Source organism: Gordonia sp. VNK21 (assembly GCF_046098115.1).
GTDB lineage: Bacteria > Actinomycetota > Actinomycetes > Mycobacteriales > Mycobacteriaceae > Gordonia.
The window spans coordinates 117,489-143,708 of sequence record NZ_JBJURU010000009.1 but is presented as its reverse complement, the minus strand read 5'-3'; the positions used below and the strand labels follow the sequence as shown (position 1 = coordinate 143,708).

Genomic DNA, 26,220 nt, shown 5'->3' with positions numbered 1-26,220 from the left:
CGATGAAAGCCGCGCCCGCCGAACAGCGACAGCTCCTCGACCTGGCCGACCTGGACGCCGACATCGCCCGCGCTCGGCACCAGTTGAGCCGGCTGCCCGAGGACGAACAGCTCGCCGAGTTGGAGACCCAGGCACAGCAGGCCGCCGAGGACCGGGCGGCCGCCCAGGTGGCGGTGGACAACCTCGACCGCGAATATCAGCGCCTCGACAAGGAACTGACCGGGATGGCCGAACACGCCCGCCGCGATCAGGCCCAGCTCGACTCCGGTGGGCTCGGGCACAAGGCGCTCGCCGAACTGCAGCACGAGATGACCGGCCTCACCCGGCGCCGCGACGACACCGAAGCCGAACTGCTCGAGATCATGGAGCAGCAGGAGGCCACCGGGGCCGAACTGGACCGGGCCCAGGCGGTGATCGCCGGCATCGACGACCGCCGCACTGAACTCGAGCAGGCCCGCCGCACCGCCGCGGCGACCCTCGAGGACAAGGTCACCGACCTGCTGTCCCGGAGGGACGCGGTGACCGGTGAGGTGCCCGGCGAACTGCTGTCGGTGTACGAGAAGCTGCGCGAACAGGGCCGGGTGGGTGCCGGCCTGCTGAGGGCGCGGCGCTGCGGCGCCTGCCGGATGGAACTCGACCCGCGCACCCTGGCCGCCATCACCGCCGCCGCCGACGACGAGGTGGTGCGCTGCGAGGAGTGCGGCGCGATCCTGGTGCGCACCGAACAGTCCGGCCTGTCCCGGCCGGCCGTCGACGAATGACCGCGGCGAGCAGCTCCGGGCCCAGCTGGCAGGGGCAGCAGGAGCGTCCCACCAGCGTGCTGCTGCTCCGGCACGGGCAGACCGCGCTGTCGGTGCAGCGCCGCTACTCCGGGCACGGCGACCCCGAACTCACCGCACTGGGCCGCAGTCAGGCCGCGGCCGCGGCGCGGCGGCTGGCGGCAACCGGTGGGGTCGACGCGATCGTCAGCTCCCCGCTGCAGCGGGCCGTCGTCACCGCCGAGGCGGCCGGGGAGGCGCTCGGCCTGCCGGTCCGGATCCTGCCCGGGCTGATCGAGACCGACTTCGGCGCCTGGGAGGGACTCACCTTCCGGGAGGCGGCCGAGCGCGACCCTCGACTGCACCGGGACTGGCTCGGCGATCCGTCCCTCGCCCCGCCCGGCGGGGAGAGCTTCGCGCAGGTCGCGCAACGGATGACTCAGGTGCGGGCCGAGCTTGTCGCCGAGTACGCCGGACAGCGGGTCCTCGCGGTGAGCCATGTGACGCCCATCAAGACGCTGCTGCAGCAGGCACTCGACGTGGGCCCGCAGCTGCTGTTCCGGCTGCACCTGGATCTGGCCTCTTTCTCGGCCGCCGACTACTACCCGGACGGCGGCACCGTGGTGCGCCGGGTGAACGACACGGGCCACCTCGAAACGCTCTGAGCCCCCGAGCGGCTATCGTTTACGGTGCGAACGAGCCGGCCGGGCGGCCGCGGCGACGGAACCGCGCGGTGCACCGTGCAGGCCGGCAGCCGAGGAAAGTCCGGACTCCACAGCAGCAGGGTGGTTGCTAACGGCAACCCGGGGTGACCCGCGGGACAGTGCCACAGAGAACAGACCGCCCCGCCTCGTGCGGGGTAAGGGTGAAACGGTGCGGTAAGAGCGCACCAGCGTCGCGGGTGACCGCGACGGCTAGGTAAACCCCACCCGGAGCAAGGCCGAAGCCTGCACTCACCGAGTGCAGGTGCGCGAGTGTTATCAGGACTGCTCGTCCGAGCTCGCGGGTTGGCCGCTCGAGGCACCCGGTGACGGTGTGTCCAGATGGATGGCCGCCCCCGGCCCGGACGGGCCGGGACAGGATCCGGCTTACAGGCCGGCTCGTTCGCGCCCGCCGCGAAGGAAGGCCGAGGACGCGGAAGGCCGAGGACGCGGAAGGCCGAGGACGAGGAAGGCTGAGGACGCCGATGGAACGCCGGATGCACGCCCCGGCCCTGGACTTCGCGGCCCTGCGCCGCGAACTGGGGCTCACCGAGGACTTTCCCGACGCGGTGCGCGCCGAGGCGGAACGCACCGCGGACAGGTACGCGGCCGCACGCGTGGACCGCACCGACCTGGAACTGGTCACCATCGACCCGCCCGGATCCAAGGACCTCGACCAGGCGCTGCGGGTGCAGTCCGACGGGGACGGTTTCCTGGTGCACTATGCGATCGCCGACGTGGCGGCACTGGTGGTGCCCGGCGGCGCGATCGACGAGGAGAGCCGCCGGCGCGGGCAGACCGTGTACTTCCCGGACGGCAACGTGCCGCTGCATCCGCGCGAACTGTCCGAGAACGCCGGCTCCCTGCTGCCCGACCGGGACCGTGCCGCCGTGCTGTGGACCATCGGCGTCGACGGCGACGGGAACACCGGCGAGGTGCACGTGCAGCGCGCCACCGTGCGATCGCGGGCCCGGCTCGACTACGCCGGGGTGAGCGCCGACCACGCGGCCGGCCGGCTGCACCCGGCGATCGCCGGCCTGCCCGGCTTCGGTGCCACCCGCAGCCGGTGGGCGCTCGACCGCGGCGCGGTGCAACTGGATCTGCCCGACCAGGAGGTGGTGCCGGCAGGACCGGGGCACAGCCGCCGGTGGACGCTGCGGCTGGCCCCGCGCACCGAGGTGGACAAGTGGAACGAGCAGGTCTCGCTGCTGACCGGGATGTGCGCGGGCGCCATGATGTTCGACGCCGGGCTGGGACTGCTGCGCACCCTGCCCGCCGCCTCCGGGGAGGCCGTCGACGAGTTGCGCGCCGTCGCCGCGAATCTGCGGGTGCCGTGGCCGGACGGGGCGAGTCCGGGGGAGTTCCTCGCCGGCCTGACACCCGGCGAGCCGAGCACGCTGGCGCTGATGAGCGCCGGACTGCGCCTGATGCGCGGAGCCGGGTACCGGGCGCTCGGCGCCGGTGAACGGACGCCGCCGGTGGACAAGTCCGTGCATGCCGGGGTGGGCGGACTGTACGCGCACGTCACCGCGCCGCTGCGCCGGCTCGCCGACCGGTTCGCCACCGAGGCGTGCCTGTCGATCGCGGCGGGGGAGCCGGCACCGGACTGGGTGGCGGCGGCGCTGCCGGACCTCGGCTCGATCATGAGCGGCTCCGACTCCGTCTCGTCGACCGCCGCGCGCAAGAGCATCGACCTGGCGGAGGCGACGGTGCTCGCCGATCAGCTCGGCGCCCGGTTCGGCGCGACCGTGATGCGCGACGCCGACGGCAAACGTCCCGCCGAGATCTTCATCCCCGAGCCGGCCGTCGTGGGTCCGTGCGCGCCGGCCCCGTCGGCGGGCAGCGAATGCACCGTGACCGTCACCGCCGCCGACCCGGCCGCCGGCACGATCGCCTTCGCGGAGGTACCCGAGTAGCGGCGACGCGCTCGACGCGACACCACCGCCGGGACGCGACCCTGTGCACACGCGCGTTCGGGTCTCGGTGTCGCGGACGTCCCTTCTAGCAGACGGGCGTCGCTCGCGGACCCGATCGCGAGCGGCTGTGGACGCCGGCGCCGCTGGGGCCGCTCCGGTGGACGGCGCCCTGTCCGTGGCGGGCCGCCGGTGCTGCACTCGGGAGATGAGCTATCCGGTCGACGTCCATGGGCTGGTCCCGCGCGCACTGCTGCTCGGGGCGGGGTTCAGCCGCTATCAGATCAGCGCGCTGGTGCGGTCCGGTGCGCTGCTGGCCGTGACACCGGGCGTCTACCTGCCCGCCTCAGCACTGAACGACGACGAGAACGGCGGTGCCGTCCAGCGGCGCACCGCGCTCTACCGGTACCGCTGCCTGGCGCAGCCCGCTGACGGCCCGGTGCTGAGCCATCAGTCGGCGGCGGCCGTGCACCGGCTGCCGATGCTCAAGCCCGACTTGCGCAGGATCCATGTGCTCAGCGGCCGGAACGACGGCGGACGGATCCAGCGGTTGCGCCACATCCACGTCGGTACGGCCGGCGATGCGGTGGTGGTGGTCGACGGGGTGCCGGTCACCGGCCTGGCCCGGACTGCCGTCGACGTGGCCGGTCAGGGCAGCTTCGCCCAGGCGCTGGCCGTCGTCGACGCCGCACTCCGGCTCGGTGTCGGCCGGGACGAGCTGGCCGGGGTGGCTGCCGAACGGCAGCGGCGCGGCAGTGCGCGGATCCGGCTGGCGCTGCTGTACGGGGACTCGCTGTCGGACAATCCGGGGGAGTCGTGGGCGCGCGCTCAGATCATCGAGGCCGGCCTGCCGGTGCCCCGGCTGCAGGTGCACTACGTGCTGCCCGGCGGCGCCGATGCGTACGTCGACTACGACTGGGAGGGCCGGCTGGTCGGCGAGTTCGACGGGCTCGGGAAGTACACGCGCTGCCTGCGTCCCGGCGAGAGCGTCGCCGACGCGGTGATCAGGGAGAAGCGCCGGGAGGACGGGCTGCGCGAGCTGGGTCTGCAGGTGACCCGGGGGATCTGGGACGACTGTGAGCGCCGGCTCTGGGTGCCTCGGGTGCGCCGGAAACTGGCACTGGTCGGCCTGCTGTGACCCCAGTCCGCGACACCGGGACCGGTACGCGACTGTGGGCACAGTCGCGTACCGGATTGCGTGTCGCGGACGCCGGTGGGTGCGGCCGCCTGTGGGCCGGACAGTCAGCGGCGGGCCTTGAGGTAGGCGTCGACCGCGGCGCGGCCGCGTGCCTCCTCGCGGGCGTCGAGGCGGCCGAGGACGAACTGGGACTCGGCCGACAGCGTGGTCGAGGCGGCGATCTGCGCGATCCGTTCCCGGTTGACCACGGTGTCCTGGAACAGGCCCAGGTGCTTCTGGATCTGCGAGGCCTCGCGCGCGGCGCGGCGCGCACGTTTGCCGCCCACCGGGGCCGCGGACTCGGCGGTGTAGCGAACCGTCTTGGCGCGCTTGCGGATCCGGTGCACCTGCTGCACCCAGTCCGGCGACCACGGCTCGAGTTTCCGCAGCTTCCGCTCGGCCTTGTGCAGCCGGGTGCGGGCGTGGTCGACGCCGTCGCGGGCCACCTTCTCGGCCGGGCGCTGCGCATCGGGGCCGGACTGCGGATCGCCGATCAGCTCGTCGACGGCGTCGAGCAGCGACAGGTAGCGCCGGGTGGTCAGGGCGAACTGGAGCGAGCGCAGGGCCCGCTCCTGGCGGCGCTGCTCGTCGTCGATCAGCACGCGGCGCAGCTCGTCGGGGGCATGCTCGCCGGCCAGCAGTTCGGTGTTGATCTCCACCTGCACTTCCAGGTCGCGCGCCGCCGAGGCGAGTCCGGCCAGCTCGGTGAGTTCGGCGATCACCGTCGCCGCCGGCTCGGGGGCGAGCACCTGAGGATACGAGGTGAGCACCGACCGGAGCTTGCGGGTGGTGACTCGCAGCTGGTGCACGGCGTCCTCGGTGCCGAGGCGCACCTGCGGGTCGATGGTGAGCAGTGCGTCGCGGTGCCCGGCCAGCGCGTGCACCACCAGATCCAGCCCCGTCGAGCCGGGGCGCAGCCGGGCCGGCCGGTGGGTGTGCGGCTCGGTGCCCAGTGCCCGGGCCAGCTTGGACTCGGAGGAGGCGGGCCGGGCGCCGGCCTGGCGGAGCAGGGTGCGGGCCTGCTTGAGCAGCGAGCGGCCGCCGCCGGTGAGCTCGAACTCCCACTCGGCCCACTCGCTGGTGCGCCCGCTCTGCTGCGCGTGCGCCAGGACCTGGTCGGCGCAGAACTCGGCCAGCGAGGCGCCGTCGGCGTCGCGCACCACGGTCACGGTCCGCTCATTGGTGATGGTGGCCACCGGGATCAGTTCGCGGTCGCGCACGATGGCGGTGATCGCGTCCATGATGACGCCCGGCACCGGGCCGTCGGCCGGCGCCTCGTCGAAGCTGACCTGCAGTTCGCGGCGGGCGGTGACCCCCTTGATCGCCGTCTCGCCGGGCCGCTTCAGATGCCAGCCCGCGTCGGTGCCGCCGGTCCGGCGCCGCAGGGTGATCTTGCGAGTCGCCAGATCGTGGCCGGCGGTGTCGAGGTAGGTGGCCACCAACTCGTGGTGCACCGGCGCGTCGGCGCCGCCGCCGGGCACCAGGCCGGCCAGGTCGGGCGGTGCGGTGGCGGCGTCGACGTCGAATTTCAGCTCGGTCTCGAGGGACTCGTGGGCACTCATCGGTGTTCTTCCTGTGCGAATCGGTCGGTGGCCTCGATCAGATGGTGCACGATGCCCGGCTCGAAGGAGGCGTGCCCGGCATCGTCGACGATGTGCAGCTCGGCGGTCGGCCACGCCCGGTGCAGATCCCAGGCGCTGCGCATCGGACACACCACGTCGTAGCGGCCCTGCACGATCACCGCCGGCAGGTGCGCGACGGCCCCGATCCCGTCGAGCAGCTGGCCGTCGTCGAGGAAGCCGTGATGGACGAAGTAGTGGTTCTCGATGGTCGCGAAGGCCAGATCGGCCGGTCCGCCGTCGCCGGAGTCGGCGTGCGGCAGCAGGTAGCTGGTCGTGTGCTCCCAGCGGCTCCATGCGCTCGCCGCGCGCTGGGCCAGCGCACGGTCGTCACCGGTGAGCAGGCGGTGGTAGGCCGCCACCAGATCGCCGTCGCGCTCGTCCTCCGGGATCGGCGCCAGATACTCCTCCCACCGATCGGGGAACAGGTTCGCGGCGCCGCCGTTGTAGTACCAGTCGATCTCGCTGCGCCGGAGCAGGAAGATCCCGCGCAGGACCAGTTCGGTGACCCGCTCCGGGTGGGCCTGGGCGTAGGCCAGGCCCAGCGTGGAACCCCACGAGCCGCCGAAGACCTGCCAGCGGTCGATACCCAGACGGGTGCGCAGCTTCTCCATGTCGGCGATCAGATGCGCGGTGGTGTTGACCGACAGATCGGCGCCGTCGGCGATGTGCGGGCGGGACCGGCCGCAGCCGCGCTGATCGAAGAGCACGATCCGGTAGCGCGCCGGATCGAAGAACCGGCGCTGCTCGGGGGAGGTGCCGCCGCCGGGCCCTCCGTGCACGAAGACCACCGGTTTGCCGTCCGGGTTGCCGGAGGTCTCCCAGGCGATCAGCTGACCGTCGCCCACGTCCAGCAGACCGGTCTCGTCGGCGTCCAGGGGTGGATAGAGCTCACGCATGACCTCAGCCTACTGAGGGTTCCGAAATCCGGTGCGCCGCCGACGGATCAGCCCGGTCCGGCAGTGCCGGACCGGGCTGATGCGATGATCGGCCGAGCGGATCAGTAGGAGTGCTCGGGGCCCGGGAACGACGCCGAGGTCACCTCGGCGGCGTAGCTGCGGGCCGCCGCGAGCAGATCGTCGCCGAGCCCGGCGTAGCGCTTGACGAACTTGGCGGTCTTGCCCTGCGTGTAGCCGGCCATGTCCTGCCACACCAGCACCTGGGCGTCGGTCTCGTTGCCGGCGCCGATGCCCACGGTCGGAATGGTGAGCTTGCGGGTGATCTGGGCGGCGATCTCGGCCGGCACCATCTCCATCACGACCGCGAAGGCGCCGGCCTCCTGGACGGCGATGGCGTCGGCGATGAGCTGTTCGGAGCCGTCGCCGCGACCCTGCACCCGGTAGCCGCCGAGGGTGTTGACGCTCTGCGGGGTGAAGCCGACGTGTCCGCAGACCGGGATGCCGGCGGCGGTCAGGGCCGCGATCTGCGGGGCGATCCGTTCGCCGCCCTCGAGCTTGACCGCGTGCGCACCGCCCTCCTTCATGAACCGGACGGCCGACTCGAGCGCCTGCTGCGGTCCGGCCTCATAGCTGCCGAAGGGCAGGTCGGCCACCACCAGGGCGTGCGGGGCGCCGCGCACCACGGCGCGGACCAGCGGAATGAGCTCGTCGATGGTGATCGGGACGGTGGTGTCGTAGCCGTACACGACGTTCGCGGCGGAGTCGCCGATCAGCAGGACCGGAATCTCGGCCTCGTCGAAGATACGGGCGGTGGAGTAGTCGTACGCGGTGAGCATCGGCCACTTGTGGCCTTCGGCCTTCCACTGCGCGAGATGCTGAATGCGGGTGACGCGGCGAGTGGCGGATGCCGGTGCCGACGAACCGTAGACCGGGGCTGCGGACATGGTGTTCCTCATTTCTGCCTCGAGTCCCGCGGAGTGCGGGTACCCGGGTTGGTGTGGACACCGCCGATTCTTCCACCGGGGCGCAGCCGGCGGCAGGGGTGGACCAGTGGTCTTCCTCACAGTCCGTGCGTGCGCCGGACCGGCGCCGATCCCGCGATGCGTAACACGGCCGTAACAGGCCACGCCTAAGGTCACGGTATGGACCGCCAACAGGAATTCGTGCTGCGCTCGCTCGAGGAGCGGGACATCCGGTTCGTCCGGCTCTGGTTCACCGACATCCTCGGATATCTCAAGTCGGTGGCGATCGCTCCGGCCGAGCTCGAAGGGGCCTTCGCCGAGGGCATCGGCTTCGACGGCTCGGCGATCGAGGGCTTCTCCCGGGTCTTCGAGGCCGACATGGTGGCCAAGCCGGATCCGTCGACGTTCCAGGTGCTGCCGTGGAAGGCCGACGGCAAGCAGTCGTCGGCGCGCATCTTCTGCGACATCGCGATGCCCGACGGCAGCCCGTCGTGGGCCGACCCGCGCAATGTGCTGCGCCGGCAGCTGAACAAGGCCGCCGACCTGGGTTTCACCTGCTACGTGCACCCGGAGATCGAGTTCTTCCTGCTCAAGGATGCGCCGACCGACGGCAGCGCGCCGACCCCGGCCGACAACGGCGGCTACTTCGACCAGGCCGTCCACGATGCCGCGCCGAACTTCCGGCGGCACGCCATCGAGGCGCTCGAGGCGATGAGCATCTCGGTGGAGTTCTCCCACCACGAGGGCGCCCCCGGGCAGCAGGAGATCGACCTGCGCTACGCCGATGCGCTGAGCATGGCCGACAATGTGATGACCTTCCGCTACCTGGTCAAAGAGGTGGCGATGAACGACGGCGTGCGCGCGACCTTCATGCCCAAGCCGTTCAGCGACTACCCGGGCTCGGCGATGCACACGCACCTGAGCCTGTTCGAGGGCGAGTCGAACGCCTTCCACAATCCGGACGATCCGATGCAGCTCTCGGAGACCGGCAAGCAGTTCATCGCCGGCATCCTGCGCCACGCCAACGAGATCAGCGCGGTGACCAACCAGTGGGTCAACAGCTACCGCCGGCTGGTGCACGGCGGGGAGGCGCCGACCGCCGCCACCTGGGGCCGGGCCAATCGTTCGGCGATGGTGCGGCTGCCGCTCTACACGCCCAACAAGGCGTCCTCGCGCCGGGTGGAGGTACGCACCCCGGACTCGGCCTGCAATCCGTACCTGACCTTCGCGGTGCTGATCGCCGCCGGTCTCAAGGGCGTCGAGAACGACTACGAGCTCCCGGAAGAGGCCGAGGACAACGTGTGGGCGCTGACCCCGGGCGAGCGCCGGGCGATGGGCTACGAGGAGCTTCCGGCGTCGCTGGCCGAGGCGCTGAACGCGATGGAACGCTCGGAACTGGTCGCCGAAGCCCTCGGCGAGCACGTCTTCGACTACTTCCTGCGCAACAAGTGGGCGGAGTGGGCCGACTACCGGGCGCTGGTGACTCCGTACGAGTTGAAGAACTACCTGCCCCTGTAAGGGCGGGTCCACAGGATAGATTCAACGGTGTGACTGTGCGAAGTGGCCGCTCGTCCGTGCCGAGTCCGGGACGTCTCGGGCTGCTCGAACCCACCGCCCGCGACGATCTGGCCGAGCTCGGCTGGACCGGCACCGGGGACGTGGCCCTGCTGTGGGCGCTCTCCCGCGCCGCAGACGCCGATCTGGCGCTCCGGGCGCTGGTGCGGCTGCGGTCGGCGGTCCCGGACGCCGACTGGGCCGAGATCGACACCCTGCTGCGCAGCGACACCTCCTTCCGCGGCCGGCTGCTGGCCACCCTCGGCGCCTCCGATGCGCTCGGCGACCATCTGGTGGCCGAACCGGACTCCTGGCGGCTGCTGCGGGCCGATTCCCTCGACGACGCGCCGACGGTGCGCGGGCGGCTGCTCGAGGCGGTCGGCGCGGTCGCCGAACCCGGCGCGCAGGAGCGCGGGGATCTGCTCTACCGGGCCGCGGTGACCGGTCCCGAGGCGATCAACGCGCTGCGGGTGGCCTACCGCAACGAAATGCTGGTGCTGGCCGCACACGATCTGGCCGCCACGGTCGAGGACGAGCCGGTGCTGTTCCTGCCGGAGGTGGGCGGCCGGCTCGCGGATCTGGCCGACGGCGCGCTCACCGCGGCGCTGTCCGTGGCCATCGCCGAGGTGCTCGGCGACGACCCGCTCGAGGGCCGTCTCGCGGTGATCGCGATGGGCAAATGCGGTGCGCGGGAACTGAATTACGTCTCCGACGTGGACGTGGTCTTCGTCGCCGAACCGGCCGACACCACCTCGGCGCGGCTGGCCGGCGAGTTCGTCCGGATCGGTTCGGCGGCCTTCTTCGAGGTGGATGCGGCGCTGCGGCCGGAGGGCAAGCGCGGGGCGCTGACCCGCACCCTCGAATCGCATGTGGCCTACTACCGGCGCTGGGCCAAGACCTGGGAGTTCCAGGCGCTGCTCAAGGCCCGGCCGATGACCGGCGACCTGGCGCTGGGCGCCGACTACGTGGCGGCCACCTCGCCGATGGTCTGGCAGGCCGCCGAACGCGAGGACTTCGTGCCGGACGTGCAGGCCATGCGCCGGCGCGTCGAATCGCTCATCCCCGAGGAGGAGCGCAAACTCAACCTCAAACTGGGGCCGGGCGGGCTGCGCGACGTGGAGTTCGCCGTCCAGCTCATGCAGATGGTGCACGGGCGGGTCGACGAGAACCTGCGGGTGCGCTCGACGCTCGAGGCGCTCGACGTGCTCATCCAGCACGGCTACGTCGGCCGCACCGACGGTGCCAACTTCCACGCCTCCTACGAGTTCCTGCGGCTGCTCGAACACCGGCTGCAGCTGCAGCGGATGCTGCGCACCCACCTGCTGCCCGAGCCGGCCGACGAACCGGCCATGCGCTGGCTGGCGCGGGCCGCGCACATCCGTCCGGAGGGGTCCGACGATGCGGCCACCGTGCTGCGCCGCGAGCTCAAGCACCAGAACCGGCGGGTGCGCGAGCTGCACCAGAAGCTGTTCTACCGGCCACTGCTCGAGGCGGTCACCCGGTTCGACAAGGCCTCGCTGTACCTGCAGAACAAGTCCGCCGAACGCCAGCTGGCCGCCCTCGGCTACGCCATGCCCGACCGGGCGCTGGCGCATATCAAGGCGCTCGCCTCGGGGGCCAGCCGGCGCGCACAGATCCAGCTGCTGATCCTGCCGGGGCTGCTCGAGCACATCAGCGACACCCCGGACCCGGATGCGGGTCTGCTCAACTACCGGCGGCTGTGCGACGAGCTGGTCGGCGCCGAATGGTTCCTGCGGCTGCTGCGTGACGACGGCGTGGTGGCGCAGCGGCTGATGCACGTGCTGGGCACCTCCGAGTACGTCGCGGATCTGCTGATGCGCTCACCGGATGTGATCCAGCTGTACTCGGACGGCTCCACCGGGCCCAAACTGTGCGAGGTGACCTCCGACGACGTCGTCAAGGGGCTGATCGCCTCGACCATGCGTCAGCCGGACCTGCAGCGGGGGATCGCGGTGGCCCGCTCGCACCGGCGCGCCGAACTGGCGCGCATCGCCTCCGCGGATCTGCTGGGGCTGATGGACGTGCAGCAGGTGTGCAAGGCGCTCTCGACGGTATGGGCCTCGGTGCTCGGCGCGGCGCTGGCCAAGGTGATCAAGCATTCGCTGAGCAGCCGCGGGGGCGAGGCGCCGGCGGCGATCGCGGTGATCGGGATGGGCCGGCTCGGCGGCGGGGAACTGGGCTACGGTTCGGACGCCGACGTGCTCTTCGTGTGCGAGCCGGTCGAGGGCGTCGACGAGACCGAGGCGATCGGCTGGGCGCTGAGCGTGGCCGATCAGGTGCGCTCGCTGCTGGGCAGTCCGAGCGCCGACCCGCCGCTGGAGGTGGACATCGGATTGCGGCCGGAGGGCAGGAACGGGCCGGTGGTCCGGACCCTGGCCTCCTATCGCGCGTACTACCACCAGTGGGCCGAGGCCTGGGAGGTGCAGGCGCTGCTGCGCGCCCACGCCGTGGCCGGAGACCCCGACCTGGGGCTGGCCTTCCTGCACATGATCGACGACATCCGGTATCCGGAGGGCGGGGTGTCGGCGGATGCGGTCCGCGAGATCCGGCGGATCAAGGCCCGGGTCGATGCCGAACGGCTCCCGCGCGGCGCCGATCCGGCCACCCACACCAAGCTCGGCCGCGGCGGCCTGGCCGACGTCGAGTGGACCGTGCAGCTGATGCAGTTGCGCTACGCGCACGAGTATCCGTCGCTGCACCGCACGCCGACGCTCGAGACCCTCGACGCGATCGCCGAGGCCGAACTGCTGCCGGCCGACGAGGTGGGGCTGCTCAAGGACGCCTGGCTCACCGCGACGCGGGCACGCAATGCGCTGGTGCTGGTGCGCGGCAAACCCGTCGACCAGCTGCCCGGCCCCGGCCGGCAGCTCCGGGCGATCGCCTATGCGGCGGGCTGGCCGCAGGACGAGGCGCTAGAGTTCCTGGAGAACTACATGCGCGTGACCCGGCGCGCCAAAGCCGTGGTGGTGGAGGTCTTCGGAGCCTGATGTCGTCGTCGCGCAAACTTCTGGGCCGCATCCTCAGCGATGTGGTCACGGTGCCGCTGCTGGTGGGGCAGAAGCTCACCCAGCCGGCCCTGGTGATCGCCCACGAGGTGGCCAAACTGTTTCCGGAGTCGTTCGTCGTGCGGGCCGACACCGAGGACCAGGAGGCCAAGAACAAGGTCATCTACGACTTCTTCTCCGGGATCGCGCCCGAACTGGCGCATCCGGGCGGCTCGCTGCCGGGGTCGAACCTGTGGGACGCGCCGCCGAACGAGATCCATCCCGTCCCGGTGATCCTGGTGCACGGCACCGCCGGCGGCGGCCAGACCAACTGGGGCACTTACGTGCCGCTGCTGACCGAGGCCGGCTTCTCCGTCTTCACCCTCACCTACGGGTCCATCGAGCACGCCAACTGGCCGATCTCGGCGCTCGGCGGCATGCGGCCGATCGAGGAGAGCGCGGCCGAGTTCGGCGAGTTCGCCGAGAAGGTGATGGCGGCGACCGGTTCGGATCAGATCGACGTCGTCGGCCATTCGCAGGGCACCCTGGTGCCCAACTACTGGGCCAAGTTCCTCGGCGGCGAGGGCAAGATCCGCAAGTACATCTCGCTCGCTCCGCTGTGGGAGGGCTCGGAGGCGCTGGATCCGACCAGTCATGCGCTGGCACCGGTGACCAAGCGGCTCGGCCTGGATCCGGCGGTGATCATGCCCTGTGAGGCGCTGCCGCAGATGATGGACGGTTCGGCGTTCATCGCCAAGATGAACTCCGGCGGCAGCCCGTATCTGCCGGGCATCGAGTACACCAACATCTCCACCATGCACGACGAGCTGGTGCGGCCGTACACCTCCGGTCAGGTGCCCGGACCGCCGGGAACCACCGTGCACAACATCGTCGTGCAGGAGGGGTGCGCCAAGGACCTGTCCGACCATCTGGCGATCTGCGGCTCGCGGCGGGCGGCGGCCTTCGTGCTCAACGCGCTCGACGACACCCCCGACCGAGTGGTGCCCTGCGATCTGGTGGCACCGTTCTTCGGCAGCAGTGTGGCCGGCCGGCGCGGCGGCGCCCCGGCGTTCATCATCCCGTTCTCCACCGAGAAGTGACCGGCCGGACCGGAGCCGGACGCTGCGGTCCGGTTCCGGCCCGGCCGGAGAACGAGAGCTGCGACGACCCTACTGGGCGTCGAGGATCTTCAGCGCGAAGATGATTGTGTCACCAGGCCGGATGTCGACCCGCAGATCACCCTGCGGGTAACCGTCGGCCGACGGAATCACCACGGCCACAGTCGATCCCACCTTCTGTCCGACGAGCGCCTGACGGAAGCCCTCGACCACGCCGGAGGCCGGGAACTCCGCCGGCTCGCCGCGCTGGTAGGCGCTGTCGAAGACCTCGCCGGTCCGGCCGTTGACGCCCTCGTAGCAGACGTTGACAGTCGAGGCGTCGGTCACCTCGGCGCCGTCACCGGCGTCGAGAGTCTTGACCTCGGTCTTGTCCACGGTGAACGGGGTGGTGACGGTGATCAGCGGGGCGGTGGTGTCGGTCTGGCCGATCACCGCCACCGAACCGGTGGTGCCCTTCACCTCCCACTGCGGCGCGGTGCCCGGGGCCGGCTTGCCGGTGGGGCAGGTCGCGCCGTCGAGCTGCGGCTGGGTGTGGGTGACGTCGACGCTCGGCGTGGTGGCCGCCGACTCGGCCGAGGACGAGGAGTCGTCGTCCGAGCAGCCGGCCAGGGCCAGCATGCAGGCGGCGGCGGAGATCACGATCGTGGACTTGAGTTTCATAGCCGCTGATCCTACCGAACCGGCCGGTGGGGCCGTCGGCGTCGAGCGGCCGCGGTGGCCCGGGCCGCAACCGGTCAACGGGAGTTGATATAGTCAGTGTGCCTTTTTGATGCTCGAGTGCGCAGCGCGCCCGGTCACCGCCAGAAGGTCGCCGCCCACCGACGTGGGCCCGCCCCGACGTGAACGCGGCTCGCGCCGCCGGGGCCGCTCTCTTCTCGCCGACTCGCGGCGAATGCTGCGCGCCCGCAGCAGCTCTCAGCGCACATACGGAACGAGACGACAGCGAACGCGAGGTACGAGAATGACACGAGTGGCGATCATCGGAGCAGGTCCGAGCGGCCTGGCCATGCTGCGGGCCGTCGAGGCCGCCCGCGCCGACGGCGCCGACGTCCCGGAGGTCGTCTGCTACGAGAAGCAGAGCGACTGGGGCGGGCAGTGGAACTACAGCTGGCGCACCGGACTCGACCAGTACGGCGAGCCCGTGCATTCGAGCATGTACCGCAACCTCTGGTCCAACGGGCCCAAGGAGGGCCTCGAGTTCGCCGACTACTCCTTCGACGAGCACTTCGGCCGGCCCATCTCCTCGTACCCGCCGCGGCCGGTGCTGTGGGACTACATCGCCGGGCGGGTGAACCGGGCCGGGGTGCGCCGGTACATCCGCTTCGAGACGGCCGTGCGCTGGGTGGACTACGACGAGGACACCCGGCAGTTCAGTGTCACCACCGCGCACCTGCCGACCGGTGCGGACAGCACCGAGGTCTTCGACTACGTGGTGGTGGCGTCCGGCCACTTCTCCTTCCCCAACTTCCCGGACTTCGAGGGCATCGAGACCTTCCACGGTCCGGTGATGCACGCCCACGACTTCCGCGGTGCCGAGGGCTTCGCCGGCAAGGACGTGCTGGTGATCGGGTCGAGCTACTCGGCCGAGGACATCGGCAGCCAGGCCTACAAGATGGGCGCGCGCTCGGTCACCGCCAGCTACCGGACCGCGCCGATGGGCTACGACTGGCCCGAACGCTTCGAGGAGCGGCCGGGAATCGAGCGCTTCGACGGCAACACCGTGCACTTCGTCGACGGCTCCACCAAGGACGTCGACGTGGTGATCCTGTGCACCGGGTATCTGCACAAGTACCCGTTCCTGCCGGAGGCGCTGGCCCTGGACTCGCCGAACACCGTCTACCCGGAGGGCCTGTACCGCGGGGTGGTGTGGCAGGACAATCCGCAGCTGTTCTATGTGGGTGCGCAGGACCAGTGGTTCACCTTCAACATGTTCGACGCACAGGCCTGGTATGTGCGCGACCTGATCCTGGGGCGGGCGCCGCTGCCCGGTGCCGCCGACCGCGAGGAGTCGATGCGTCTGTGGCGCACGCGATTCGAGGCGATCGGGGGACCGGCCGACGAGATCGTCTTCCAGGGCGAATACGTCAAGGATCTGATCGCCCAGACCGACTACCCGTCGTTCGACGTCGACGGGGTGGTGGAGGTGTTCCTGGCCTGGAAGCAGGACAAGGCGGCCGACATCATGGGCTACCGCGACTACACCTACAAGTCGGTGATGACCGGCACCAAGAGCGTCAAGCACCACACCGCCTGGCTCGACGAGCTCGACGACAGCCTCGAGCGCTACCTGGGTTCGCCGCGCTGAGAGGTGGCCGCGGCCGGACAGTGCCCACCGGGCAGCACGTCCAGGTGCTGTCCGAGCCAGCGGCCCACGGTGCCGACGTCGGCGACGCCGGTCTCGAAGCGCATGCGGGGTGCGTGGGCGGACAGGGCGATCGCCACCCGGCCGCCGTCGGGCAGGGTCAGCACGCCGATCTGGCGGACCAGGTAGCCGCCGTCGGCCTCCTCGCCCCAGCCGCCCTTGACGGCGACTTCGTGGCCGCTGATCTTCTTCAGACCCCAGTTCTGGACCTTGCTCACCCGGCGCATCAGATCCAGGACGTGGTCGCTGCCCGGCAGGCACGGCAGGTGCGCGGTCCAGACCGCTGAATCGGTCAGCGACCAGACGGTGTCGCCCAGGTGGGGGTGTTCGTCGCCCTCGGGTGCGGGGAGCACGGTCCGCTCGTCGCCGCCCTCGCGCAGTACGGCGGTCACCTTCCGGACCGACTCGTCCGGGGTGCCGAGCCGGGTGGTGAGCACACGGGCCGAGCGGTTGTCGGAGTCGATCACGGCCCTCTCCTCGGTGGGGCCGGCGTGACCGTCGCGTTCGGCGGCCAGGGCCAGGGGCGCCTTGATGGTCGACCAGGCGGCCTGGGCGGGGCGGTCGCCGAGCAGGATCGGCGTGCCGCCGCCGACCGGGACGATGGCCACGCCGGTGGGCACGCTCAGCGGCAGGGCGTCGAAACCGGCCTGCAGGCGCTGCCCCGGTGTGCCGGTGGCGGCCGGCTGCGGCGGCGGGGCGGGGTCGCCGTCGCCGCCCACCGCGATTGCGGCGGTGACGATCATCGCGGTGCACGCGAGACCGGCCCCGGCGCGGAGGAGGACCGGCCGGCCGGGGCGCGGCAGGCGCGCACGCGCTTCGCGCCGGGCCGGAGCCGGTGCGCGGTGTCTGCCGCCCATATCTCTCTTCCTCGTCTCGATCGTCGACAGGTGAGGCTAGCAGTGTCCGATGCCGATCGACCCGCCCGGTGTGTGCCGGACGGGTCGATCGGGGAGTGCTGGGCGCATCAGCAGTCACTCCGTCGGAGACGGAATCAGCAATTCCTCCGTCGGAGACGGAATCAGCAATCGTAGTAGAGCTGGAACTCGTACGGGTGCGGACGGACCTGCACCGGCTCGATCTCGTTCTCCCGCTTGTAGCTGATCCAGGTCTCGATGAGATCCTCGGTGAACACTCCGCCGGCGGTGAGGTAGTCGTGATCCTCTTCGAGGCGGTCGATCACCGCGGCCAGCGAGGTGGGGGCCTGCGGGATGGACTTGGCCTCCTCCGGGGGAAGCTCGTAGAGGTCCTTGTCGACGGGCTCGTGCGGCTCGATCTTGTTCTTGATGCCGTCCATGCCCGCCATCATCATCGCGGCGAACGCCAGGTACGGGTTGCCCGAGCTGTCGGGACAACGGAACTCGAGGCGCTTGGCCTTCGGGTTGTTGCCGGTGATCGGGATCCGCACGCAGGCCGAGCGGTTGCGCTGGCTGTAGACCAGGTTGATCGGGGCCTCGTAGCCGGGGACCAGGCGCTTGTACGAGTTGATGGTCGGGTTGGTGAAGGCCAGCAGGCTCGGGGCGTGGTGCAGGATGCCGCCGATGTAGTAGCGGGCCAGATCCGACAGGCCGGCGTAGCCGGACTCGTCGTGGAAGAGCGGCTTGCCGTCCTTCCAGAGCGACTGGTGGGCGTGCATGCCCGAGCCGTTGTCACCGAACAGCGGCTTGGGCATGAAGGTGACGGACTTGCCGTTCTGCCAGGCGGTGTTCTTGATGATGTACTTGAACAGCAGCACGTCGTCGGCCGCATGCAGCAGGGTGTTGAACTTGTAGTTGATCTCGGCCTGGCCGCCGGTGCCCACCTCGTGGTGGCCGCGCTCGAGCGTGAAGCCGGCGTTGGTCAGGTTGGTCGACATCTCGTCGCGCAGGTCGACGTAGTGGTCGTACGGGGCCACCGGGAAGTAGCCGCCCTTGGGGCGGACCTTGTAGCCCAGGTTCGGGCTGCCGTCCGGGTTGGTCGGGGCGGAGGTGTTCCAGGCGCCGGAGACCGACTCGACCTCGTAGAAGGTGCCGTTCATCTCGGAGCCGTAGGCCACCGAGTCGAAGATGTAGAACTCGGCCTCGGCGCCGAAGAAGCAGGTGTCGGCGACGCCGGTGGAGGCGAGGTAGTCCTCCGCCTTGCGGGCGACGTTGCGCGGGTCGCGGCTGTAGGCCTCCCGGGTGAACGGGTCGTGGACGAAGAAGCTGAGGTTCATCGTCTTGGCCTTGCGGAAGGGATCGATCCGGGCGGTCGCCGGATCGGGCAGCAGCATCATGTCCGATTCGTCGATCGACTGGAAGCCGCGTACCGACGAGCCGTCGAAGGCCAGTCCCTCTTCGAACACGTCCTCGGTGAATGCCGAAGCGGGGATCGAGAAATGTTGCATGGTGCCGGGGAGATCGCAGAAGCGGATGTCGACGTATTCGACGCCCTCGGCCTTGATCCCTTCGAGCAGCTCTTCGTTCGTGGTGTACACGTTCGCCGGACTCCTTTTTCGGTCGCGACCAGAACCTCTCTGGCCGCCAACTCACACCGGCGTGGTAGCTGGCGTGAATCTTGCCATCACGCTAAGCAGGCGACATTGCCCATCGGTCAACCATATGTTTCCCCCGTGTTACACGGCAGTCGTTTTGTTGCCGCGAAATGGCCATACCGACCCTACCCGCCCGGGCCGGGCGAGCTTCGGCGGATTCGAGGTGATCGCGCCGGCTGACTACGATGAGGTCTATGAGTTCTTCCAACCGGCCCCGCAAGAACGCCGGTACCGGCGGTCAGATGCGCGAAGCGGCGGGCAGCTGGCTGACCGGTCCGTACATCGCCAACGACGACGTCGAGTACCGGGGCGCGGATCTGGGTCTGCCGCAGTCGGGGCCGGGATCGCTGGCCGGCGGCTGGACGCGGGTGCTGGGTCTGCTGGTGGACTGGCTGATCGCCTACGGGCTCGCCCTGATCTTCCTGCCGTACGACGACGGCATGATCGGCACCCTGGTGCTGGGCATCTGGTTCGTGATCGGCGTGGTGTCGGTGACCGTCTTCGGCTTCTCGCCGGGGCAGTTCGTGGTGGGCACCCGGGTGGCGCGGCTGGATCTGCCGCCCGAGCAGATCGGCCGGGAGGCGGAGGGGAAGACGCCGCGGATGGCGGTCGGGGTGATCCGGGCGTTCTTCCGGCAGCTGCTGGTGTGTTTCGTGGTGCCGGCCCTGATCAACGACTACAACGGCCGGGCCATGCACGACCGCGCCACCGGCACGGGTATCGTCCGCACCCGCTGACCGTTCCCGGCCCGGGGCCCGGGTCCTCCGGTCGACCTGTCCGGTATCGGCGAATAGTCCGGAAATCCCTGCTGGTGCGGGGACTTTCCGGTCACGCCCTGCGCGACAGCGGGGCCGTCGGCGCGTAAATTGCTCGCATGGAATCTGAGCGGCAGCTGGATTACAGCACCATCCCGGAACGCGACGAGGGCTATCAACGGGGGCTGAGCGCGCGCACGGTCCAGATGATCGCTATCGGCGGCGCGATCGGCACCGGCCTGTTCTACGGCTCGGGCGGCGCCATCGAGAAGGCGGGACCGGCCCTGCTGCTGGCCTATGCACTGGCCGGGCTGGCGATCTTCATCGTCATGCGGGCCCTCGGCGAGCTGCTCATCTACCGGCCGATCTCCGGCGGCATCAGCGAGTACGCCGACGAATTCCTCGGCCGCTTCGCCGGTTTCAGCCAGGGCTGGACGTACTGGGCGGTGTGGACCACCACCTGTATGGCGGAGATCACCGTGGCCGGAAAGTACATCAACTACTGGTGGCCGTCGATCCCGGTCTGGGTGACCGCGCTGGTAGCCCTGCTGGTGCTCTTCAGCGCCAACCTGATCTCGGTGGGGCTGTTCGGGCAGGCCGAGTTCTGGTTCTCGGCGATCAAGGTGACCGCCATCCTGGGCATGATCATCGTCGGTATCGGTGTGCTGCTGCCGATCTCCGGTTTCGGGCCGGAGTCGGGGCCGTCGGTGACCAATCTGTGGAACGACGGCGGCTTCTTCGCCACCGGCTTCTCCAACGCCCTGCTGAGCCTGCAGATCGTGATGTTCGCCTATGTGGGTGTGGAACTGGTAGGCGTGACCGCCGGCGAGGCGGAGAATCCGCGGGTGACGCTGCGCAAGGCGATCAACACGGTGCCGTTCCGCATCGGCATCTTCTACGTCGGCTCGATCGCGGTGATCCTGTCCGTGCGGTCGTGGCGTGCCTACGAGAACGGGCACAGCCCGTTCGTGGAGGTCTTCTCCTACATCGGCCTGCCGGGGGCGGCCGGCCTGGTGAACTTCATCCTGCTGACCGCGGCGCTCTCGTCGTGCAACTCGGGGATCTACTCGACCGGCCGGATGCTGCGCTCCCTGTCGCAGCGCGGCGATGCCCCCGAAGCGCTCCAGCGGCTCTCCTCACGCAAGGTTCCGGTGGCCGGCATCGTGCTCAGTGCGGCGATGATGGTGCTCGGCGTGGTGGTCAACGTGATCGACCCCACGCACGCCTTCGCCTACATCACCGCGGTCTCCACGGTCGGCATCATCGTGGTCTGGTCGACCATCCTGCTCTGCCAGATGGTTTACCGGCACCGGGTGAACCGCGGGGAACTGCCGGCCTCGGACTACCGGGTGCCGGGTGCGCCGTACACCACGGTCGCCGCGCTGGCCTTCCTGCTGCTGGTCTTCGTGCTGCTGTTCTTCGACCACGACGGCCGGATGGCTCTGTGTGTGGGCGCGGTCTGGTTCTCGCTGGTGGTGATCGGCTACCTGTTCTGGTCGCGCGGCGCCGACCGGATCGCCCGCCGGCGGCTCGCCGAGATCGAGCGCAGCCGGGCCTAGCCTGCGCGGCGGCGGGCGGTGCGCTGGGTGCCGCGCATCTTGGCGCCCTGGGGCATCGGGCCCTTCGGCATGGCCGGGCCGGCCGCGCCCTTGCTCTTCAGGGCCGACAGCCGGCCGTCGAGGGCCTCCATCCGCTTGCGGTCGATGTTGCCGGGCAGCTTGCGCAGATGGCGCTCGAGCTTGCCGAGCGGGACCTCGCCGTCGCCGTTGCCGACGATGATCTCGTAGATCGGGGTGTCGCCGACCACGCGCGCGGCCTTCTTCTTCTCCTGGGACAGCAGCGGCTTGACCCGGCTCGCCGAGCCCTCGCCGATGAGGATGACGCCCGGCTTGCCGATCACCCGGTGCACCGCATCCAGGTGCGAGGTGCCGGTGACGGCCTGCTGGACGCGCCACTGGCCGCGCATATTGCTCAGCGCCCAGCCGGCGGCGCCGGGCTGGCCCTCGGCCTTCTTGTAGACGGTTCGCGAGACGCGGCGGCCGAAGACGATGAACGCGCCGAGCACACCGACGAGCAGACCCAGCACCAGCATGAACCACAGGCCGCCGAAGACGAACTTCCCGAACAGCGCGAAGGCCGCGGTGCAGACCACCAGCACGCCCAGCATGATCGGGATGAGCGCCTTGTCTTCCTTGCGCTGCATCTGGAAGGCCTGCCACATCTGCTGGCGGCGTTCCTTGCTCTGTGCCTTACGGGCCTGCTTCGCGGCCTTCTTGGCTTCTTTCGTCGCCGGGGAGTCCTTTGCCATGCGCACCAGTTTACGGTGTGCCCGGCGGCCCCGGGTGGCGGCGGTGGGCGCCGGTCAGCGGGCGAGGCGGGCCAGCACCGAGGTGGCCTCCTGCGCGGTGCCGCCCTCCTGCTCGGCCAGGTGCGCCATCGCCGGATCGAGCGTCCGGCCGTGATGCGCCATGGCCTGCGCGTAGAGCCGTCCGGCCCGGTACGACGACCGCACCAGCGGGCCGGCCATGACCCCGGCGAAGCCGAGCTCGCGGGCGTAGTCGGAGTGCTCGACGAACTCTTCGGGCTTGACCCAGCGCTCGACCGGATGATGCCGGGGAGTGGGCCGCAGGTACTGGGTGATGGTGACGATGTCGCAGCCGGCGTCGTGCAGGTCGCGCAGCGCCTCCCGGATCTCCTCGGGCGTCTCGCCCATGCCCAGGATCAGATTGGACTTGGTGACCAGACCGAAGTCGCGGGCCTGGGTCAGCACGTCCAGCGAGCGTTCGTAGCGGAAGGCCGGCCGGATGCGCTTGAAGATGCGCGGCACCGTCTCAAGGTTGTGCGCGAGCACCTCGGGCCGGGCGTCGAAGACCTCGGCGAGCAGATCGGGTTTGGCGTGGAAGTCGGGAATCAGGTTCTCCACGCCGGTGCCCGGGTTGAACTCGTGGATCTTGCGGACGGTCTCGGCGTACAGCCAGGCGCCCTCGTCGGGCAGGTCGTCGCGGGCCACGCCGGTGATCGTCGAGTACCGCAGACCCATCGCCTGCACCGACTCGGCCACGCGGCGCGGCTCATCGCGGTCGAGGGGGGCGGGCTTGCCGGTGTCGATCTGGCAGAAGTCGCAGCGCCGGGTGCACTGTTCGCCGCCGATCAGGAAGGTGGCCTCGCGGTCCTCCCAGCATTCGTAGATGTTGGGGCAGCCGGCCTCCTCGCAGACCGTGTGCAGCCCTTCGCTGCGCACCAGGCCCTTGAGTTCGGAGTACTCCGGCCCCATCGTCGCGCGCGTCTTGATCCACTTCGGTTTGCGCTCGATGGGGGTCTCGGCGTTGCGCACCTCCAGGCGGAGCAGTTTCCGGCCCTCGGGCGGGCGGGTGGCCTGAACAGGGGAAGAGTCTTGCGCGGCAGTCACTATGTCGATCCTACGCTCGTAGTTGTCGGTGGCAGGGGATCGTCGAGGCAGGCGGTCAGCCGGGCCTCGACACTGTCGGAGACGTCCCCGAGGGTGGTGGGGACGTCCGTTTCGGCGACCAGGGAGGTGACCCCGGCGTCGGCGATACCGCAGGGCACGATCGCCGAGAAGACATTGAGATCGGGGTGGACGTTGAGCGCGAAGCCGTGCAGGGTGACCCCGCGCGAGACCCGGATCCCGATCTGGCCGAGTTTGCGTTCGCCGGCCTCGTCGAGCACCCACACCCCGGAGCGGCCCTCGACCCGTTCGGTGCTCAGCCCGTGGTCCGCGCACACGCCGATGAGCATCTCCTCGACCCGGCGCACGTACTCGACCACGTCGAGCGGCTCGGCGAGCGCGACGATCGGATAGCCCACCAGCTGGCCCGGGCCGTGCCAGGTGATCCGGCCGCCGCGGTCGACGTCGATCACCCGCGCGCCGTTGACCGGCCGGTCGGAGTCCTCGGTGCGCCGGCCCGCGGTGTAGATCGACGGATGCTCGAGCAGCAGCACCACATCGTGATCCAGCTCGCCGTCGGCGCGCTGGGCGGCCAGCTCGTGCTGCAGGGCGTAGGCAGTCTCGTAGTCGACCACGCCGAGCCGCCGGAACTCCAGCGGTGCGGAACTGGCCCGGATCCCGGTGCGCGGCCGTGCCTTGGCGGGGGAGACGGTGTCAGCCACGGGTGTACTCCAGAGCAGCGGTCAGCGAGGGATGGGTGAACGGGAAGTCGGCGGCGGAGAGCACACCGGGAACAACACGGGAGGAGGCCAGGATCATTCCCCCGGCCATCTCCCCGGCCGCGATCCGGGCCACCGCCGCCGGCACCCGCAGATACCGCGGGCGATGCCAGAGGCGGGCCAGCGCCCGGTGGAACTCCCGGTACCGGACCGGTTGCGGCGCGGACAGATTCACCGGTCCGGCGACGGCATCGTCGCCGAGGACCAGCCCGATCGCGGCCACCGCATCGGGCAGGGAGATCCAGGACAGGAACTGCCGGCCGTCGCCGAGCTGGGCACCGAGCCCGGCCCGGTACAGGGTGTGCAACCGGCTCAGCATGCCGCCGCTGCGGGCGAGGACCGGCGCCGTGCGCAGGGTGACCACGCGGGCCCCGGCCGCGCCGGCGGCCGCGGCCTCCCAGTCGGCGACGAGATCGGCGAGGAAGCCCTCGCCGCGCGGGGCCGACTCGTCGACGGCCCGCTCACCGGTGTCCCCGTAGAAGCCGGTGGCGCTGGCGCTGACGAAGACCGGCACCCCGGCCGCGTCGACCGCCTCGGCGAGCACCGTGGTGGGGATGATGCGCGAATCGCGCAGCTGCTGTTTGACCTGGCCGCTCCACCGGTGATCGCCGATGGAGACCCCGCCCAGTCCGACGACCGCGTCGATCCCGGACAGGGCGCCCGGCGGCACCCCGACCGTCTCCGGATCCCAGGGGATCTCCCGGTCGGACGCGGCCGACCGCCGCACCAGCGCGAACACCTCGTGTCCGGCACCGGTGAGCGACTCGGCCAGCGCCGAACCGATCAGGCCGGAGCTTCCCGCGATCGCGACGCGCATGCCGCGCGGTCCTTAGAGGCCGAGTTCGGCTGCGAACTCGCCGCCTTCGAGGCGCTGGCGCACCGTCGTGAGGAAACGGCCGGCGTCGGCGCCGTCGATCAGCCGGTGATCGTAGGTCAGCGGCAGGTAGGCCATCGACCGGGCGGCGATCGACTCGGTGCCGTCGGCTCCGGTGAGGACCACCGGACGCTTGACGATGGCACCGGTGCCGAGCATGGCCGCCTGCGGCGGAACCAGGATCGGGGTGTCGAACAGGGCGCCCTGGCTGCCGATGTTGGTGATCGTGAAGGTGCCGCCGGCTAGCTCGTCCGGCTTGAGGCCGCCGTTGCGGGCTCGGTCGGCGATATCGGCGATCGCGCGGGCCAGGCCGGCCAGCGAGAGATCGTCGGCGTTGTGGATCACCGGGGAGAGCAGACCCTGCTCGGTGTCGACCGCGATGCCCAGGTGGACGTTCGCGTGGTAGGTGATCTCCTTGGCCTCTTCGTCGATCGAGGCGTTGATGTTCGGGTGCACCTTCAGAGCCTCGACCACCGCCTGCGCGAAGAACGGCAGGTAGGTGAGGTTGACGCCCTCATTGGCGGCGAAGCTCGCCTTGGCCTGCTTGCGCAGGGTGGCGACCTTGGTCATGTCCACCTCGTGCACCTGCGTGAGCTGTGCGCTCGACTGCAGGGACTCGCGGGTCTTGGCCGCCGTGATCTGCCGGATGCGGTTGATCTTCTGGGTGGTTCCGCGCAGCGCGGCCAGCTCCGGGCTGGCCTGCGGTGCGGCGGCCGCCGGGGCCGCGGCCGGTGCTGCCGGTGCGGCGGCGGCCGGTACCGCCGGAGCCTTGGCGGCCTCGGCCGCGCTGAGCACATCCTGCTTGCGGATGCGTCCGCCCACGCCGGTGCCGGTGACGGTGGCCAGGTCCACACCGTGCTCGGCCGCCAGCTTGCGCACCAGCGGGGTGACGTACGGGGTGGCCTCGAGATCCTTCGGAGCCTCGGCGGCCGGAGCGGGAGCGGGAGCGGCCGGCGCAGGGGCGGTGGGAGCGGGCTCCGGCGTCGCCGGGGCGGCGGGAGCGGGAGCCGGGGCGGCGGCCGGCTCGGGCTCGGGAGCCTTGGCCGGCTCCGGGGCCGGAGCCGGGGTGGGCTCGGGCGCGGGTGCCGGTGCGGCGGCGGGCGCCGCCGGTGCGGCGCCGGCCTCACCGACCAGGGCCAGCCTGCCACCGACCTCGACCACATCGTCTTCCTGCGCGAAGATCTCGGTCAGCACGCCGGCGAACGGCGAGGGGATCTCGGTGTCGACCTTGTCGGTGGAGACCTCCACCAGCGGCTCGTCGACGGCGACGGTGTCGCCGACCTTCTTGAGCCACTGGGTGACGGTGCCCTCGGTGACGGACTCGCCGAGAGCCGGCATGGTCACCTCGTTGCCACCGGCCGGCGCCGCCGGAGCCGCAGCGGCGGGAGCGGGCTCGGCGGGAGCAGCCGGCTCGGCGGGGGCGGCGGGCTCGGCGGGGGCAGAAGGCTCGGCGGCGGGCTCGGCCGGAGCAGCTGGCTGTGCCGGCTCCGCCGCGGCGGGTGCGTCGCCGGCGGACTCGCCGGCCTCACCGATCACGGCGAGCTGACCGCCCACCTCGACGACGTCGTCTTCCTGCGCGACGATCTTCACCAAGACGCCGGCGGCCGGCGACGGGATCTCGGTGTCGACCTTGTCAGTGGAGACCTCCAGCAGGGGCTCGTCGACCGCAACGGTGTCGCCTTCCTGCTTGAGCCATTGAGTGACGGTTCCTTCGGTGACGCTCTCACCAAGTGCGGGCATCTCGACGGAGAAGGCCATTGCGTGTTGCTCCCTATTGCGCTCGTGAACTTGTGCCGGTCGCCGATCCGCTCGGTGGTGCGGAACGACGG

The 26,220-nt window shown here is 70.7% G+C and carries 21 protein-coding genes and 1 other RNA gene; 11 read left to right on the top strand and 11 right to left on the bottom strand.

What is annotated here, in order from left to right:
- The first annotated feature begins 2 nt into the window (after window positions 1-2).
- From ACJMNC_RS11615 to ACJMNC_RS11595, 5 genes are all read left to right on the top strand, one after another.
- Window positions 3-761 (top strand): zinc ribbon domain-containing protein, encoded by a 759-nt coding sequence (locus tag ACJMNC_RS11615; protein WP_408948111.1) that lies wholly within the window; start codon window positions 3-5, stop codon window positions 759-761.
- Complete coding sequence (locus ACJMNC_RS11610) at window positions 758-1,423, top strand: histidine phosphatase family protein (RefSeq protein ID WP_408948110.1); 666 nt, start codon at window positions 758-760, stop codon at window positions 1,421-1,423. The genes ACJMNC_RS11615 and ACJMNC_RS11610 overlap by 4 nt, the downstream gene beginning before the upstream one ends.
- 31 nt (window positions 1,424-1,454) lie before the next feature.
- Window positions 1,455-1,865: RNase P RNA component class A (rnpB, locus tag ACJMNC_RS11605), an RNA gene on the top strand.
- A gap of 79 nt (window positions 1,866-1,944) precedes the next feature.
- Complete coding sequence (locus tag ACJMNC_RS11600) at window positions 1,945-3,375, top strand: RNB domain-containing ribonuclease (protein WP_408948109.1); 1,431 nt, start codon at window positions 1,945-1,947, stop codon at window positions 3,373-3,375.
- Between the two features lie 205 nt (window positions 3,376-3,580).
- Window positions 3,581-4,510 (top strand): hypothetical protein, encoded by a 930-nt coding sequence (locus ACJMNC_RS11595; RefSeq protein WP_408948108.1) that lies wholly within the window; start codon window positions 3,581-3,583, stop codon window positions 4,508-4,510.
- A 104-nt stretch (window positions 4,511-4,614) separates the two neighbouring features.
- Here ACJMNC_RS11595 and ACJMNC_RS11590 read toward each other — a convergent pair whose 3' ends face one another.
- The 3 genes from ACJMNC_RS11590 to panB all read right to left on the bottom strand — a co-directional run bounded on the left by ACJMNC_RS11590 (window position 4,615) and on the right by panB (window position 8,011).
- Window positions 4,615-6,111, bottom strand: a complete 1,497-nt coding sequence (locus ACJMNC_RS11590) for a CHAD domain-containing protein (RefSeq protein ID WP_408948107.1) — start codon at window positions 6,109-6,111, stop codon at window positions 4,615-4,617.
- Complete coding sequence (gene pip / locus ACJMNC_RS11585) at window positions 6,108-7,067, bottom strand: prolyl aminopeptidase (protein WP_408948106.1); 960 nt, start codon at window positions 7,065-7,067, stop codon at window positions 6,108-6,110. Before pip ends, ACJMNC_RS11590 begins: the two co-directional genes overlap by 4 nt.
- Before the next feature lie 101 nt (window positions 7,068-7,168).
- Window positions 7,169-8,011 carry a 3-methyl-2-oxobutanoate hydroxymethyltransferase gene (panB, locus tag ACJMNC_RS11580; RefSeq protein WP_408948105.1) on the bottom strand — a complete coding sequence of 281 codons (843 nt, stop codon included), beginning with the start codon at window positions 8,009-8,011 and terminating at the stop codon, window positions 7,169-7,171.
- Window positions 8,012-8,209: 198 nt separating this feature from the next.
- On the opposite strand from panB, the gene ACJMNC_RS11575 reads away from it, so the two are divergent.
- From ACJMNC_RS11575 to ACJMNC_RS11565, 3 genes are read left to right on the top strand one after another with little or no spacing between them, the layout of a single operon-like run.
- Complete coding sequence (locus ACJMNC_RS11575; RefSeq protein ID WP_408948104.1) at window positions 8,210-9,547, top strand: glutamine synthetase family protein; 1,338 nt, start codon at window positions 8,210-8,212, stop codon at window positions 9,545-9,547.
- Between the two features lie 29 nt (window positions 9,548-9,576).
- Window positions 9,577-12,591 (top strand): bifunctional [glutamine synthetase] adenylyltransferase/[glutamine synthetase]-adenylyl-L-tyrosine phosphorylase, encoded by a 3,015-nt coding sequence (locus ACJMNC_RS11570; protein ID WP_408948103.1) that lies wholly within the window; start codon window positions 9,577-9,579, stop codon window positions 12,589-12,591.
- Entirely contained in the window at window positions 12,591-13,688 is a 1,098-nt protein-coding gene (locus ACJMNC_RS11565; protein WP_408948102.1) for an esterase/lipase family protein, read from the top strand. Before ACJMNC_RS11570 ends, ACJMNC_RS11565 begins: the two co-directional genes overlap by 1 nt.
- Before the next feature lie 69 nt (window positions 13,689-13,757).
- On the opposite strand, the gene ACJMNC_RS11560 is transcribed toward ACJMNC_RS11565, so the two are convergent.
- Window positions 13,758-14,366, bottom strand: coding sequence for an FKBP-type peptidyl-prolyl cis-trans isomerase (locus ACJMNC_RS11560; protein ID WP_408948101.1), 609 nt, complete (start codon window positions 14,364-14,366; stop codon window positions 13,758-13,760).
- 301 nt (window positions 14,367-14,667) lie between these two features.
- Here ACJMNC_RS11560 and ACJMNC_RS11555 point away from each other — a divergent pair, with 301 nt between their 5' ends.
- Window positions 14,668-16,011 carry a flavin-containing monooxygenase gene (locus ACJMNC_RS11555; RefSeq protein WP_408948100.1) on the top strand — a complete coding sequence of 448 codons (1,344 nt, stop codon included), beginning with the start codon at window positions 14,668-14,670 and terminating at the stop codon, window positions 16,009-16,011.
- Here ACJMNC_RS11555 and ACJMNC_RS11550 read toward each other — a convergent pair.
- Window positions 15,990-16,925: a hypothetical protein gene (locus tag ACJMNC_RS11550; RefSeq protein WP_408948099.1), complete on the bottom strand. Its 936-nt coding sequence runs from the start codon at window positions 16,923-16,925 to the stop codon at window positions 15,990-15,992. The genes ACJMNC_RS11555 and ACJMNC_RS11550 overlap by 22 nt on opposite strands.
- Window positions 16,926-17,086: 161 nt before the next feature.
- A complete protein-coding gene (gene glnA, locus ACJMNC_RS11545) occupies window positions 17,087-18,520 on the bottom strand; it encodes a type I glutamate--ammonia ligase (protein ID WP_408948098.1) in 1,434 nt (477 codons plus the stop codon).
- 299 nt (window positions 18,521-18,819) lie between these two features.
- Between glnA and ACJMNC_RS11540 the strand changes: the two genes are divergently transcribed.
- Together ACJMNC_RS11540 and ACJMNC_RS11535 are read left to right on the top strand one after the other, a co-directional pair.
- On the top strand, window positions 18,820-19,314 hold the full coding sequence (locus ACJMNC_RS11540; RefSeq protein ID WP_408948180.1) for an RDD family protein: 495 nt from the start codon (window positions 18,820-18,822) through the stop codon (window positions 19,312-19,314).
- Between the two features lie 137 nt (window positions 19,315-19,451).
- The gene (locus ACJMNC_RS11535) at window positions 19,452-20,891 is read left to right on the top strand and encodes an amino acid permease (RefSeq protein ID WP_408948097.1); all 1,440 of its coding nucleotides are present in this window, start codon (window positions 19,452-19,454) and stop codon (window positions 20,889-20,891) included.
- Here ACJMNC_RS11535 and ACJMNC_RS11530 read toward each other — a convergent pair.
- From ACJMNC_RS11530 to sucB, 5 genes are read right to left on the bottom strand one after another with little or no spacing between them, the layout of a single operon-like run.
- The gene (locus ACJMNC_RS11530) at window positions 20,888-21,640 is read right to left on the bottom strand and encodes a DUF4191 domain-containing protein (RefSeq protein ID WP_408948096.1); all 753 of its coding nucleotides are present in this window, start codon (window positions 21,638-21,640) and stop codon (window positions 20,888-20,890) included. The genes ACJMNC_RS11535 and ACJMNC_RS11530 overlap by 4 nt on opposite strands.
- A gap of 54 nt (window positions 21,641-21,694) precedes the next feature.
- Window positions 21,695-22,741: a lipoyl synthase gene (lipA, locus tag ACJMNC_RS11525; protein ID WP_408948095.1), complete on the bottom strand. Its 1,047-nt coding sequence runs from the start codon at window positions 22,739-22,741 to the stop codon at window positions 21,695-21,697.
- A complete protein-coding gene (gene lipB / locus ACJMNC_RS11520) occupies window positions 22,741-23,460 on the bottom strand; it encodes a lipoyl(octanoyl) transferase LipB (protein ID WP_408948094.1) in 720 nt (239 codons plus the stop codon). Before lipB ends, lipA begins: the two co-directional genes overlap by 1 nt.
- Window positions 23,453-24,334 carry a TIGR01777 family oxidoreductase gene (locus ACJMNC_RS11515; RefSeq protein ID WP_408948093.1) on the bottom strand — a complete coding sequence of 294 codons (882 nt, stop codon included), beginning with the start codon at window positions 24,332-24,334 and terminating at the stop codon, window positions 23,453-23,455. The genes lipB and ACJMNC_RS11515 overlap by 8 nt, the downstream gene beginning before the upstream one ends.
- A gap of 12 nt (window positions 24,335-24,346) precedes the next feature.
- Window positions 24,347-26,149 carry a 2-oxoglutarate dehydrogenase, E2 component, dihydrolipoamide succinyltransferase gene (gene sucB / locus ACJMNC_RS11510; protein WP_408948092.1) on the bottom strand — a complete coding sequence of 601 codons (1,803 nt, stop codon included), beginning with the start codon at window positions 26,147-26,149 and terminating at the stop codon, window positions 24,347-24,349.
- Window positions 26,150-26,220 lie beyond the last annotated feature (71 nt).

Excerpts from the sequence above, each read along its gene's own strand:
- ACJMNC_RS11615 (WP_408948111.1), top strand. The coding sequence starts at position 3 with ATGAAAGCCGCGCCCGCCGAACAGCGACAGCTCCTCGACCTGGCCGAC.
- panB (WP_408948105.1), bottom strand. The coding sequence starts at position 8,011 with ATGTCCGCAGCCCCGGTCTACGGTTCGTCGGCACCGGCATCCGCCACT.
- ACJMNC_RS11555 (WP_408948100.1), top strand. The coding sequence starts at position 14,668 with ATGACACGAGTGGCGATCATCGGAGCAGGTCCGAGCGGCCTGGCCATG.
- ACJMNC_RS11595 (WP_408948108.1), top strand. The coding sequence starts at position 3,581 with ATGAGCTATCCGGTCGACGTCCATGGGCTGGTCCCGCGCGCACTGCTG.
- ACJMNC_RS11560 (WP_408948101.1), bottom strand. The coding sequence starts at position 14,366 with ATGAAACTCAAGTCCACGATCGTGATCTCCGCCGCCGCCTGCATGCTG.
- ACJMNC_RS11610 (WP_408948110.1), top strand. The coding sequence starts at position 758 with ATGACCGCGGCGAGCAGCTCCGGGCCCAGCTGGCAGGGGCAGCAGGAG.
- ACJMNC_RS11530 (WP_408948096.1), bottom strand. The coding sequence starts at position 21,640 with ATGGCAAAGGACTCCCCGGCGACGAAAGAAGCCAAGAAGGCCGCGAAG.
- ACJMNC_RS11600 (WP_408948109.1), top strand. The coding sequence starts at position 1,945 with ATGGAACGCCGGATGCACGCCCCGGCCCTGGACTTCGCGGCCCTGCGC.
- ACJMNC_RS11540 (WP_408948180.1), top strand. The coding sequence starts at position 18,820 with ATGCGCGAAGCGGCGGGCAGCTGGCTGACCGGTCCGTACATCGCCAAC.
- ACJMNC_RS11515 (WP_408948093.1), bottom strand. The coding sequence starts at position 24,334 with ATGCGCGTCGCGATCGCGGGAAGCTCCGGCCTGATCGGTTCGGCGCTG.
- ACJMNC_RS11550 (WP_408948099.1), bottom strand. The coding sequence starts at position 16,925 with ATGGGCGGCAGACACCGCGCACCGGCTCCGGCCCGGCGCGAAGCGCGT.
- ACJMNC_RS11535 (WP_408948097.1), top strand. The coding sequence starts at position 19,452 with ATGGAATCTGAGCGGCAGCTGGATTACAGCACCATCCCGGAACGCGAC.
- ACJMNC_RS11565 (WP_408948102.1), top strand. The coding sequence starts at position 12,591 with ATGTCGTCGTCGCGCAAACTTCTGGGCCGCATCCTCAGCGATGTGGTC.
- sucB (WP_408948092.1), bottom strand. The coding sequence starts at position 26,149 with ATGGCCTTCTCCGTCGAGATGCCCGCACTTGGTGAGAGCGTCACCGAA.
- ACJMNC_RS11590 (WP_408948107.1), bottom strand. The coding sequence starts at position 6,111 with ATGAGTGCCCACGAGTCCCTCGAGACCGAGCTGAAATTCGACGTCGAC.
- pip (WP_408948106.1), bottom strand. The coding sequence starts at position 7,067 with ATGCGTGAGCTCTATCCACCCCTGGACGCCGACGAGACCGGTCTGCTG.
- ACJMNC_RS11575 (WP_408948104.1), top strand. The coding sequence starts at position 8,210 with ATGGACCGCCAACAGGAATTCGTGCTGCGCTCGCTCGAGGAGCGGGAC.